At 48.1% G+C, this 12,410-nt stretch carries 9 protein-coding genes and 1 pseudogene; 8 read left to right on the top strand and 2 right to left on the bottom strand.

Annotated elements, in window-relative coordinates; genetic code table 11:
* Positions 1–860, bottom strand: an 860-nt coding sequence (locus E1189_RS23775; RefSeq protein ID WP_196221268.1) for a hypothetical protein, incomplete at its 3' end; no start/stop codon positions are given.
* 221 nt (positions 861–1,081) lie between these two features.
* Between E1189_RS23775 and E1189_RS06585 the strand changes: the two genes are divergently transcribed.
* Positions 1,082–1,291 carry a hypothetical protein gene (locus E1189_RS06585; RefSeq protein WP_155159244.1) on the top strand — a complete coding sequence of 70 codons (210 nt, stop codon included), beginning with the start codon at positions 1,082–1,084 and terminating at the stop codon, positions 1,289–1,291.
* 433 nt (positions 1,292–1,724) lie between these two features.
* Positions 1,725–2,730: pseudogene (locus tag E1189_RS25305) on the top strand (ISAs1 family transposase); the annotation flags it as partial.
* Positions 2,731–2,847: 117 nt separating this feature from the next.
* Here E1189_RS25305 and tnpA read toward each other — a convergent pair.
* Complete coding sequence (tnpA, locus tag E1189_RS06605; protein WP_155159248.1) at positions 2,848–3,168, bottom strand: IS66 family insertion sequence element accessory protein TnpA; 321 nt, start codon at positions 3,166–3,168, stop codon at positions 2,848–2,850.
* Between the two features lie 770 nt (positions 3,169–3,938).
* Here tnpA and cas1f point away from each other — a divergent pair.
* The 6 genes from cas1f to cas6f form a co-directional block, all read left to right on the top strand.
* The gene (cas1f, locus tag E1189_RS06610; RefSeq protein ID WP_155159249.1) at positions 3,939–4,895 is read left to right on the top strand and encodes a type I-F CRISPR-associated endonuclease Cas1f; all 957 of its coding nucleotides are present in this window, start codon (positions 3,939–3,941) and stop codon (positions 4,893–4,895) included.
* A complete protein-coding gene (cas3f, locus tag E1189_RS06615; protein WP_230460227.1) occupies positions 4,895–8,245 on the top strand; it encodes a type I-F CRISPR-associated helicase Cas3f in 3,351 nt (1,116 codons plus the stop codon). Before cas1f ends, cas3f begins: the two co-directional genes overlap by 1 nt.
* A gap of 280 nt (positions 8,246–8,525) precedes the next feature.
* Entirely contained in the window at positions 8,526–9,878 is a 1,353-nt protein-coding gene (gene csy1, locus E1189_RS06620; RefSeq protein ID WP_196221273.1) for a type I-F CRISPR-associated protein Csy1, read from the top strand.
* Positions 9,878–10,825, top strand: coding sequence for a type I-F CRISPR-associated protein Csy2 (csy2, locus tag E1189_RS06625; RefSeq protein WP_155159252.1), 948 nt, complete (start codon positions 9,878–9,880; stop codon positions 10,823–10,825). Before csy1 ends, csy2 begins: the two co-directional genes overlap by 1 nt.
* Positions 10,826–10,845: 20 nt before the next feature.
* Positions 10,846–11,865, top strand: coding sequence for a type I-F CRISPR-associated protein Csy3 (csy3, locus tag E1189_RS06630; RefSeq protein WP_155159253.1), 1,020 nt, complete (start codon positions 10,846–10,848; stop codon positions 11,863–11,865).
* Positions 11,865–12,410 (top strand): type I-F CRISPR-associated endoribonuclease Cas6/Csy4 (gene cas6f / locus E1189_RS06635; RefSeq protein ID WP_155159254.1); only part of this gene is annotated, 546 nt, incomplete at its 3' end. The genes csy3 and cas6f, both read left to right, overlap by 1 nt.

A 12,410-nucleotide genomic window follows, 5' to 3' on the forward strand; every position in this document is an offset into this window, starting at 1 on the left:
ATGTAGATCTCCAGAGCCGCTCTCAGGTTGTCCCTGCCCCCCATAACCTGAAATAGTCTGCCCAGAGCCAGCTCGATATCCTTGTCATTAAAAGAGGTATTCGCCTGCCTCCTGGCCACTCGGGTGCGCAGCCGGGTATAAATGTCTAAGGCCGCTTTCAGGTTTTCCGTGCCCCCCATAATCTGGAGATGCGTGCCCAGAGCCAGTTCTATATCTTTGTCCTCACAGGGGGTGTTCGGCTGCCCACCGGCCGCCTGGGTGCGCAACCGGGTGAAGATCTCTAAAGCTGCTTTCAGGTTTTCCTTGCCCCCTATGGTCTGGAGATGCCTGCCCAGTGTTAACTCGATCCTCTTGTCACCACAGGGGGTGTTCACCCGCCCACCGGCCGCCCGGGTGCGCAACCAGGTAAAGATGCCCAGAGCCGTTTTCAGACTGTCTGGATCCCCCATGGCCTGGAGTAGTCTGCCCAATGCCAGTTCAATCTCCTTGTCGTTACAGGGGATGTTCACCTGCCCTCCGGCCGCCCGGGTGCGCAGGCGGGTAAAGATGTCCAGGGCCGTTTTCAGATTGTCTGAGCCCCCAATGACTTGGTGTAGTCTGCCCAGACCCAGTTCAATCTCCCTGTCCTCACAGGGAGTGTCCACCTGCCCTCCGGCCGCCCGGGTGCGCAACCGGGTATAGACACCAAGAGCCGCTCTCAGGTTATCCGTGCCCCCCATGGTTTGGTATATTCTGCCCAGAGCCAGTCCATTGGTTTTTTCATCAATGAGAGAGGCTGAGTATTGTGCGTAAAGTTGCTGAAAGAGCAATAAAGCTTCCCTTAAATGGCCTTTAGCCTGTAAAGCTCTCCCTTTTGTCATTTTCACCCCTTTATTGCTTTGCACATCCTCTGAAAGAGAATTGATGAAGCCAATACACTCATCAAACTTGTCAAGAAGACACAAGCATCTGGCTTTTAATTGCACAACACGAGTAAATTTACGTACGTCTCCTGCGTATTTTTTTAAGAGTATCTCGGCCTCATTTAATGCTTTCTGGGGGTTGGTTTTCAGAAGACGGAAGCCCTCATCTATGTCGTGACATGTCTGTATATAAGAGTGAACCGGGTAGTGCTGGAAACTACGTTGTGAAAGTTGGTGGCGCTCAAAGTCACCTGCAGGGGCTGAGGAACCTTGTGTACTGGGGATACCCGACTCTTGCCTGCTTTGATGACTTTGTTTATAAGGAACAGGCACCTGCCAGTAATGACAGCCTTTCCCATAGTATGGGGATAAGTTCATACTCTGAGTAAACCTTTATAGCCGTTATATCAGGAGTTGTTCCTTCAACCAATCATGCTGTAAGTACCCGGACCATTGCTTTCGCATAATGATTTGGGTACTTATGGATGATGATGCAGAAACAAAAGTTCAAAATGAGTCAGGGTCACAAACAGGGCTGTTTGAAGGTTGCGCAGTTTTATGAGCCAAAAACTGTCGTTCCCTTATCCTCCAGAGTTCATCTTTCTTCTGTTCTTGTCGGTGGGGTTCAAGATCGTTGGCTTTAGCAAAGAGCAGGTCCGATCTCTGTTTGAACTCGTGCTCCCTTTTCTCTTCGATACCTGACGCTCGCAGCTTAACTGGCGGCCAGGCCAGGGCAAACGCATGAACATTTCTTGAACAAATATTCATGAAAATGCCCTGTTCAGATTTCAGAATATTTTGAAACATATCGCTTTTTAGATGATGTTTCCGACGCTCCTCGAACGTACAAACCAGCTACCAGACCCTCGACAAGCCACCAAATGTACCCACATTCTGGGTGAGGTCGTTTTCATGACCATTACCGGCCTTCTTTGTGGAGCTGATGACTGGCCCGGCATCACGCATTGGCCGAATGTAAGGAAGACTGGCTTTCCCAGTACCTTGAGTTGCCGGGAGGTATTCCTTCACACGACACATTCAACAGAATTTACTCTCTGCTCGATCCCGCAGAATTCCGTGACCTGTTCACTGGATGGGTCAAGGATATGCTCATCGATACACCGCTGTCTGGCGTTGTTGCAATTGATGGAAAAACAGTCCGTGGCTCTCGTGATAAATCTGGCAGTGCTATTCATATGGTTAATGCCTGGTCCGCGGAAGCCGGAATCAGCCTCGGCCAGTATAAGGTTGACCGTAAATCTAATGAGATCACAGCAGTCCCTGAGTTTCTGGACAAGTTAGCCATCGAGGGATGCATGGTCACGGCTGATGCAATGAGCTGCCAGAAACGTATTGCCAGCAAAGTATTGAAGTCCAAAGCGGATTACTTACTGGCGGTGAAAAACAATCAGCGCAAACTCTATGGTGAATTGGATCGCTACTTCACCGAATACTGGCAAAAGAACCCATTGGACAACCCTGAAGTCCCCCAATACAGCGAGAAAGCCGATAAAGGCCATGGTCGTGTAGAGCAGCGCCGTGCTGGGTACTGAATGATCTTTCCACTTGCCCTAATGCAGCCCGATGGCAGGCAAAAACTATTGGTGCTGTGCAATTGGATCGGGCTAAAGGTAACAAAGGACGAAGTTTCATCCGTTACTTCATCAGCAGCAAAACCATGACAGCAGATGAAGTTCTGCAGGCTACACGACTCCACTGGCAAGTGGAGAATAGCTTGCATTGGGTTCTGGATGTCGCATTTTCGGAAGATCACTCCCGAGCCAGAAATGGTCATGCAGCTGAGAACCTTGCCATTGCAAGACAGATAGCACTCAATCTTCTCAAGCAGGATTCTACGGTCAAGCTTGGTATCAAGAACAAGAGAAAAGCGTGTGGCTGGAGTGAAGAGTACCTCTGTCAGATCTTGGGGTTGATCAAATAGTGTTCATGCGTTTGCCCTGGTTGCAGGGCCATTCCTGAGTTTGCGTTTCCAGTTTGAAAAAGTAGCCAGAGTGATATGACGTGATTGACAGAAATTTTTCTGGCTCAGCCCACTCTCGACCTGCTGATCAATAATGTGTTGCCATTGTTCATGATTAAGACGGACGAACTTTCTTTGTGGATCCATAGCCGTTATTTCCTGCGTTGATGGCTGGAGTAAGAGTGCAGTCAGCTCAGGTCTTTTGAAGGCGTCGTAGTTTAAGCGCTTACGGGGTGTGAGGGTCGAAATAGCCCTAATAAAGTCGTTGAAGAGCTTCTGTTGCATGACGCTCCCCTTGCTTTGATAACTGACGACGAGGATAGACCATATCGACCAACCGTCTACGGGAACATAGCCCTTGCCCAACATGGTAGCTTGACAAAAACTGTGGTTTGATAAGTCTATAAAAAAGGAGGTTATTATGGGCTTTGAGTTTTATTTGATTCTTATGTTTATACTCGCGATTGGGTCGCTGGTTGTGATCTGCCTTTTCGTTGCAAGTGTTCTGAGTCGCATTTTTAAAGCTGTTCACCCAGGTGGTACCAGATTAGGTGGGTACGCTCGTGGGCGTGGATCCGTTGCCCCCGGTGTGACCGTTCGTACACGCACTGTACAGAAGAAAAGGCGGAAACCGTTTGGGAGGCTTGATATGAAGGATGTTAGGGATGATATGTGGGATAATTTTATTTAACCCAACATTCACTGGGTATTCCAGAAACATCCGGCCGGTCATTACGGCCATTTGCTGATTACTGGTGATATATGGGTTGCGTTAGAACTGGGAAGGTGTAATTTTTTTCTAATTATAGATATGATTGTATAAATAATAATATGGACTGAATCGTTAAGTAGTGCCTGTCAGAATTGCAGCATACTCAGCCAAAGGCAAGACGACTCAAGAAATACCAGGGGAAAGCGGCTTAAGTCAGTGCCATTGGGCCTTAAGCGGCTGATTGCAAGGGCTTGAGGGTTTTCGGACAGGCACTACATAGTGAAGGCTACTCTTGCAGGCCTGCGGCATATTCTTACGATATTTGATAGGTTTAGAACGAAGTATGCAAGAACAGCTCTCAGATTTAAAAGCCATTCTTCACTCCAAGCGAGCCAATATCTACTATCTGGAAAAATGTCGTGTCATGCAGAAAGACGGGCGTGTTCTTTATCTAACAGAAGCCCGTAGTGAAAATCAGTATTGGAATATTCCCATCGCCAATACAACGTGTTTACTCCTTGGAACAGGAACCTCTGTGACTCAGGCCGCGATGAGAATGCTGGCTTCCGCAGGTGTGCTTGTAGGGTTTTGCGGAGGTGGTGGTACACCTCTGCTTATGGCGAACGAGGTTGAATGGTTAACTCCACAAAGTGAGTACAGGCCGACAGAGTATTTGCAGGGTTGGGTGAGTTTCTGGTTTGACGACCACAAACGTCTTCAGGCAGCCAAGTCCATGCAGGAAGCTCGTATAGCCTATCTGTCCCGCATCTGGGGAAAAGACCGGGAGCTTGGCAGAGAAGGTTTTGACAGTCAGTCCCCGCAGCTGACCACAGCATTAAATACCTTCAGCGCCCAAACCAAAAGTGCCCGTAATACGGGAGAGCTTTTGCAGATAGAAGCGCGTTTGACGAAACAGCTCTACAAAATAGCTTGCCATGTCACTGCATATGGCGATTTTACGAGAGAGCGTGATGCTCAGGATCTTGCCAACAGTTTCCTAAATCATGGGAATTATCTGGCCTATGGATTAGCGGCAACAACTTTATGGGTGTTAGGAGTTCCCCATGGTTTTGCAGTCATGCACGGGAAAACCCGGCGGGGGGCCTTGGTATTTGATGTCGCTGATTTGATTAAAGACACTTTGATTCTTCCATGGGCCTTCATTTGTGCCAAAGAGGGGGCAACAGAACAAGAATTTCGGCAGCAGTGTCTGCAAGCTTTCACCGATCACAAAGCCCTGGACTTTATGTTCAATGAAGTGAAGAAAATTGCACTCCGTACTGATTGGGACTCATGCTAATGCAGGTGACTTTTGTTTCTCAGTGCGACAAAAAGGCGCTGAAAAAAACGCGGCGAGTGCTGGATGCCTTTGCAGACAGAATCGGCGATAACACATGGCAAACGGTGATCACCCAGGAAGGGTTGAATGCTGTCAGGAAGCTTTTACGAAAATCGGCAACGAAAAGCACGGCCGTCAGCTGCCACTGGATACGCTCCCGTTCTCATACTGAACTCGTCTGGACTGTTGGGAGAAAACAGTCTTTTGATCACCGAGGGCGTGTTCCCGTGAATCGGACGCGGAGAGTGCTGACAGGAGCAGAGTGGGAAACGGGCTGGACCATGGCCACTTCTATTCAGATTCTCTCAGCACTTGCGGCACTTCTGCATGATCTTGGTAAGGCCACGCAGGGGTTTCAGAAAAAACTTCAAAAAAGAGGTAAGCCTCAGGCTGACCCTTACAGGCACGAATGGCTATCTCTTCGTCTTTTTGAAGCTTTGATTCAAGGGTGCTCTTCAGATAAGGAGTGGTTGGAGCGGTTCGTTAACATTAAGGAGTTTTTCAACAACGAGCCTGATTGGGCTTCAAAGCTCCATAACGACAGTCAGCAAAGGTCTGAAGGAATATTCCACCTTCCTTCTCTAGCTAGAATGGTGGCCTGGTTGATTGTGACCCACCACCGCCTTCCTTTTGAAGATCGCCATGATTTCTCTAAGGCTGAGAAGCTTTGCAAGAAATCCCGCTTTTTGGGAGCCGACCTTGATCGTTTTTTCAAACGATTAGCCCCTTACAATAACTGGGTTTATTCCCAAAGGTCGGATGACGAACGTCAGGACACAGATAACTTTTGGCGCTTTTCCGCGCAGGCTACAGAAAGTGGTGAATGGCAAAAAAACATTCAGCGCTGGTCCAGAAAGGCCTTGAACCACCCTCCTTTCTTTCAGTTGCCAGCAGAGAATAATCCACTGCTTATGCATCTCTCCCGGCTTTGCCTAATGGTGGGAGATCATAACTATTCCAGTTTGAGTGCTGACGATAAGAGTCGTGTGACTGGTGATCCGGCTATGGTTGGGCAACTAACAGCTAACACCTGTCGTAAAACAGGTGAGCCAAAGCAGGCACTGGATGAGCACCTTATTGGGGTTGCCCGCTTTACGGGAGCTTTCTCTCGGCTTTTACCGCGCTTTGTTGAGGAGCTTCCTCGGCTGGAGTCCCTTGCTGCACTCTCCAGAAGAACACCTATCAAGCGTTTCCAGTGGCAAAACCAATCCTGGAATCTGATCAAGAAACACCACAAAGAAGCTCGCAAGCAAGGTTTCTTTGGAGTGAATCTGGCCAGTACTGGCTGCGGAAAGACTTTAGGCAATGCTCGTATTATGACGGCACTGGCAGATCCAGATAAGAGGCCACGCTTTACTATTGCCATGGGGCTTAGGGTGCTGACCCTACAGACCGGTTTGGCTTTACGAGAAAAGTTGAAGCTGGACGATACCGAGTTGGCAATTCTTGTGGGAGGTTCGGCGCAGCGGAAACTTTTTGAGTTGCACCAGCAAGAAATAGAACAAGAAAGCCAGATTGCTGCTTATGGAAGTGAGTCAGAAGAGCCTCTGATTTCAGAGGGCGTGGATTATGAAAACTGTGCACTGGATCAAAAAACGCTAGGCACCATTATCCATGACCCCAAAGCCCGTGATCTTCTCTATGCACCGATTGTTTCCTGTACCGTAGATCATATTATCGGCGCAACAGAAACCCAGCGAGGTGGGCGACACATTGTTCCCATGCTTCGGTTGCTTACCAGTGATCTTGTTCTTGATGAACCCGATGATTTTGATCAAAACGATCTGCCAGCTCTGACACGGTTGGTGCATATGGCTGGCATGATGGGAAGCCATGTTCTTCTCTCTTCTGCCACACTGACTCCCGACCTTGTACAGGGGCTATTTATTGCTTATCAGAAAGGGCGGGCCCATTGGCAGGCTAATCTGGGAGAAAAGGGAACCGGTATTTACTGCGCTTGGTTTGATGAGTTCTCTCAGGTTCTCCAGCCTTGTCAAAATGCGGATACTTTTGGAGAAGTACATACCAAATTTATTCGCAAGCGTGTTAAGGCTTTAGACGAGTTGCCAGCCAGAAGAGTGGGAAGCATTCTGCCAACCGTGCTGCCCAAAACGCCTGAAAATGAAAACATTAATAATGGAGCACTGGCCAGCATTGTCATCAATGGTGCTCACCGGCTCCATCAAGCCTTCCATGAAACCTGCCCAGTAACCGGGAAAACTGCCAGCGTTGGGCTGATGCGCATGGCTAATATCAACCCACTGTTTGCACTGGCACAAGCAATCTATCGAAGTCCTCAACCTGAAAATACCCAGATACATTTATGTTGCTATCACGCCCGGCAGTTGCTGTTCTTACGTAATCGCCTGGAACAGAAGTTGGATCGTATTCTGGATCGAAATGGTGGCATTAGCCTTTTTGAACATCAGGAAATCTCAGGGCCTGTTCGCAGCAGTGAAAAGCAACATCATATTTTTATTGTTCTGGCGACGGCCGTTGCCGAAGTAGGCCGGGATCATGATTATGACTGGGCAATTATAGAGCCTTCCTCTATGCGCTCCATTATCCAGTTGGTTGGGCGGGTGTGGCGTCATCGGCATGAAAAGGTTGCTGATAAACCTAATATCCTGATTCTGGACAACAATGTTAAGGCGCTTGAAGGTGGGACCCATTTCGGCATGGGACGGGCTGTATTTACACAGCCAGGATTCGAAAGTGCCGCAAATGATAACCACCTTCTTCAAACACATACGTGTTCAGAGGGGCTGATAACAGAGCAGCAGTTAGCCCGAATTGATGCTGTGCCTCGTATTTCTAAACCCCATAGACTCGAGCCTACTTTGAGGCTGGCTGATCTTGAACATGCCGTGATGGAAGATTTAGTCAACCACCCATCGGGAGCTAATGCTGTCAATGCTTTCTGGAAACCTAACGGCGCAATGCAGGCTACGGTGCATCTCCAGAAGGTAACTCCATTTCGAAAGCAAACCACATCGGAAATCGAGTTTGTGGCAGTTCCAGACGAAGATCAGGAAAGCGGGATCCGGTTCCGGTATGGAGAAAAGGCTTGGGAAGATCCTCGAGGTGAAGAGAGTATCAATAGCAAGATTGGTTATACAGAGTTTGTTCCCCAAAAAGCGGCAACTCTCCCTTGGATGGTCACTGACTATGAGGCGGCATTGGATAAGCTTTCAGAGCGGCTGGAGGATGAAAATCCCATGATGGTTGCCATTCGTTTTGCAAGTGTAAGGCTTGATGATCAGAAAGATTGGTGTTTTCACCCGTGGTTTGGTTTTTGGCCCAGAAAGTAGAGAAAGGGGCGAGTGACCCCTTTGTTCTCTTCTGCCTGCTCGGCAGTCAATACCCAAGCACAAACGCTATTTGAATATTTTCTAAGCTGCCTGTCCGGCAGGCGGTGAAGTCTATCACAGACCTTTGCCATGATTTCTATGGAAGTCTATTTATAAGTCCATATTCAAGTAATGTTTGTTCTTATTGTTCCATATTAATATATTGTTTATGCTTGATTGCTTTTCTTGTGATATGTGCCAGACTGCTTCAACCTTGATCTTCGTTGTAAAGGAGAGTGCGATGGGGGAAGTAACCCATGAGAGTGTGGTGAGAGCTATCACCCAGTTTCTTGATGATCAGCTGCAAACCAAACTGGAGCCGCTGCAAAAGAAACTGGGTAAAGCCAGCCCTGATAGTGATCAGACTCGAAAGCTTGAAGAGGAAATCTCAACCCTTAAAGGACGTTTCAGTAAACTTGTCTGGATGGAGCAGGCAGGTGCCAAAATGGCTAAGCAGCTCCGCTTCGGCAGCCATATATCAAAGGGGATTCACCCTGACTCTAAGGGAGACAATATAAATTTCCGTCCTACCCATTCATTGCCAGCGGGCATTGTTGGCTTTCAGAATATTGCACAGCCTGAATTGGATGCTAACGGCAATGCAGCAGCTCTTCCTCTCGCTGCTTTTTTTAACAGTGAAGTGGATGGAGTGAAGCTGCGAGATCTGATTTTAGCGGATCATCCCGCTCTTGAAGGTGCATTTGATAGTGACCCTGAAATATCCAGAGGTTATCAGAAAGCATTCAAGGAGGCGTTGGAAGGTGTCGTTGATACACCTTCGGCAGATGGGTTTAATAAGCAAGTACTCTGGCCATTGGAAGATGCTGTTGCCAATGATGATTATCGCTGTTTGGTTCCGCTTTATCCTTCTGCATTAACAAATAAAACAGTGCAGGCCATTAACGAGCGGCGCTTTAATGTTGAGAACAAAGAAGCCAGAGATAATCGGCGTAAGAGCAATGTGAACCATAAGCCCTATGTGTCTATACATGCATTGGCAGCCACACAGCTGGGTGGTACAAAACCGCAGAATGTCAGCTCTCTAACAAGTAGGCAGCGTGGTCGAAATTTATTGCTGGAATCCCTTCCTCCCACTTACTCCCAGCAGCATGAGTTCAGGCTGAGTAAGCGAGAAAACAGCTTTTTCAATAGAAACCTCGTCTATCACTGTTACCAGGGGCTGCAGATGCTGTATGCCGTTGTCGAAGCACCTAAGAGTGTCATGGAAGTACGCGACCAGCGAAAACAGGCTCTTGATCTGATTCTCGGTCAGATTTTGCAGGCAGCGGCTTATATCCAGACGCATTACCCTGCGGGTTGGAGTGAGTCCTACAAGCTGAAAATGCCCCACAAATATTGGCTGGACCCTCGACGAGCAGACCAAGAGCTTCAGGAGAGTTTTAAGGAAGGGCGAGAAAACACGGAGTGGGTGTCTGAGGTTATGAAAGACTTCTCCCTTTGGATCAATACTCAGCTCAAAACCAAATTTCCTAAGCAATCAACAGGTTTTGATGATGCTGAGCAGCGTGAATGGCTACGAGAAGCTGAGTCTGCTGTGAAAGCCAGTATCCGTGCACAAGAGGGTATTTTCTGATGAATGAAGTTCATTCCTACCTCTGCATAAAAGAAATTCAGGTGCAGGGAGCTAACGCTGTTTCCAGCCCCCTGACTTACGGATTTCCGGCAATAACCAGTTTCCTCGGAGCCGTTCATGCTCTGGGGCGAAAAATACCGTTTGATGAAGGTGACATTCATCTGGATGGCGCTTTGATTGCCAGCCATGAAACACGGGTGAAGCGTTATCGGCCAAACAATTATAGCGATTATACCCTGAACCAGACCCGCAACCCGATTAAGAAAACTGGTAAGACAGCAGCCATTGTGGAAGAAGGCAAACTGGATATGAGAGTGAGTCTCGTGATCCCTGTTCGTTGTGATGATGACGGCGCAGACTGGTTGGAAGACAATCCAAAGCTCTTCACTGATTGGGCCCATCAAGCCTTTTACGGACAACGGCTATCTGGTGGCAGCGTATTTGCTGTGGGCTCTGTGGAGCTGATTTCCAGCGAAAGCCTGGATGATTTAAAAGCTCGTCTTGCACCGGCATTCATTTTAATGGATGCGCGGCAGGAACTTGCAGACATTACAGAGGAGTTGCAAAGAAATAACCCCGAGGCGACACCTTTGGATGCTCTTATGGAAGTGGCTGTTTTGCACCATGTTCCACAAGTCGCCCAGAACGATGCAGACAACGAAAAGAGTGAAAACAAAGCATCACCAAATTGGCGTACGACCAGTGTCAAGCATGGCAGAGGCTGGCTGGTGCCTATGCCCGTTGGTTATCAGGCGATATCGCCATTGTTTGAGCCGGGCGTGATGAAACAGTGCCGCACTCCACAGTATCCAAGCCAGTTTGTTGAAAGCTTATACAGCCTGGGGAAGTGGGTATTTCCCTACAGTTTATCGTCGCTTGAGAGTGCCTTCTGGCATATGAGTGACGGAAACGATGGTTTTTATCTTGTAGAGCAAGCCACTAATTAATCAGTGTAGGAGTAAATGAAATGACGAAATTGACCACCGCCTCCGTTCTGGCTTTTGAGCGCAATCTGGATATTTCTGATGCCGTATTTAGCCAATATAACAGTGAGGATAATGCACAAACTGAGTCTTTCGTTGCAGTACGGACAAAGTCTGTGCGGGGAACAATATCTAACCGCCTGAAAAACAATGTTGCTAATGACCCCGCTAAGCTTGATGCTGAAATTCAGAAGGCCAACCTGCAAACCGTTGATGTCGCCATGCTGGATAACAGTAACAATATGCTGAAAGTGGGCTTTACCTGCAAAGTTCTTCCCTTTAATGGTACCCCTTCAGTCTGCAACAACCAGCCTTATCAATCCAAACTGACAGATGTGGTTGGTGAGTATCTGGAGGAGAACGGTGTTGAGGAGCTCGCCAAGCGCTATGCCGCTAATATCCTCAATGCGCGCTGGCTTTGGAGAAATCGTATTGGGAGTGAATCTGTTGTTGTAACGGTGCGTTGTAACGTTGATGGCGAAGAGCAAGTGGTTAGCATTGCCAATGCGCGTCAACTTAGCCTCAATAATTTTGATGGCAATTCTGAACAGCTCACAACTGTAGCCGGGTGGATTGCTTCCGGGCTGCGGGGTGACAGTTTCATCATGATGCAGGTTGAAGCCAAGGCGCATATGGGGTTCGGCCAGGAAGTTTATCCCTCTCAGGAGCTCGTTCTCGATACCGGTAAGACCAAGAGCAAAGAGCTGTATGTTGTGAATGAAAATACCCGTCAAGCAGGTATGCACTCCCAGAAAATCAGCAATGCTATTCGTACAATTGATACTTGGTACAGTGACGATGCGGCCATGCCTATTGCCATTGAGCCTTACGGTGCCGTAACGACATTGGGTACGGCTTTCCGCCAACCAAAAGCCAAAATGGATTTTTATAGCCTGTTTGACAGCTGGGTCTTGAAGGATAAAAAGCCTGCCGTTGAGCAGCAGCATTATGTTATGGCCATTTTGATTCGTGGCGGTGTATTTGGTGAGTCTGGTAAGGAGTAATGATGGACAGCTACTTTGAAATAAAAGCGCTGCCCAATGCTGAAATTATCCAGTCTGCTGTCGTATCGGAGTTGCTTCAAGAACTTCATCGGCACTTGCCAGCCTATGAGGGGCGCATAGCTTTGGCCTTTCCTGCTTACGGGCAGCAGAGGACTCTGGGTGGGATATTGCGTCTGCTGGGTGATGAGGAGGATATCAAGGGGTTTCACACACTCTTGCTCAAAAGCTCGCTTATTCAGGATTATGCTTTGCAAACAGTGGTGAAAACTGTCCCAGACAATGTGGATAAGTTTGGCTGCTATCAAAGAAAGCATGCTCGTGGTAACAGCCGATTGCAGCGTTTGAAAAGGCGTCATCAGGAGCGAGGAACCTGGACTGAAGAACTGGAACAGGCCATGTTCGATAAGGTGTCACAACCGGTGCATTTGCCTCACCTAGGCTTGAAGAGTTCGAGCACAGGGCAACAGTTCCTGCTTTTTGTTGAAAAGAAAAGTGGAAATAAATGTGTGAAGGGGGCATTTAATGCTTACGGGTTGAGTGTAAAC

The sequence above is a fragment of the Parendozoicomonas verongulae genome (assembly GCF_009711465.1).
GTDB classification, from domain to species: Bacteria; Pseudomonadota; Gammaproteobacteria; order Pseudomonadales; family Endozoicomonadaceae; genus Sansalvadorimonas; species Sansalvadorimonas verongulae.

Bases quoted from the DNA above. Each gene is read 5' to 3' on its own strand.
- E1189_RS06585 (WP_155159244.1), top strand. From the start codon at position 1,082: ATGTCTGTATATAAGAGTGAACCGGGTAGTGCTGGAAACTACGTTGTG.
- tnpA (WP_155159248.1), bottom strand. From the start codon at position 3,168: ATGCAACAGAAGCTCTTCAACGACTTTATTAGGGCTATTTCGACCCTC.
- cas1f (WP_155159249.1), top strand. From the start codon at position 3,939: ATGCAAGAACAGCTCTCAGATTTAAAAGCCATTCTTCACTCCAAGCGA.
- cas3f (WP_230460227.1), top strand. From the start codon at position 4,895: ATGCAGGTGACTTTTGTTTCTCAGTGCGACAAAAAGGCGCTGAAAAAA.
- csy1 (WP_196221273.1), top strand. From the start codon at position 8,526: ATGGGGGAAGTAACCCATGAGAGTGTGGTGAGAGCTATCACCCAGTTT.
- csy2 (WP_155159252.1), top strand. From the start codon at position 9,878: ATGAATGAAGTTCATTCCTACCTCTGCATAAAAGAAATTCAGGTGCAG.
- csy3 (WP_155159253.1), top strand. From the start codon at position 10,846: ATGACGAAATTGACCACCGCCTCCGTTCTGGCTTTTGAGCGCAATCTG.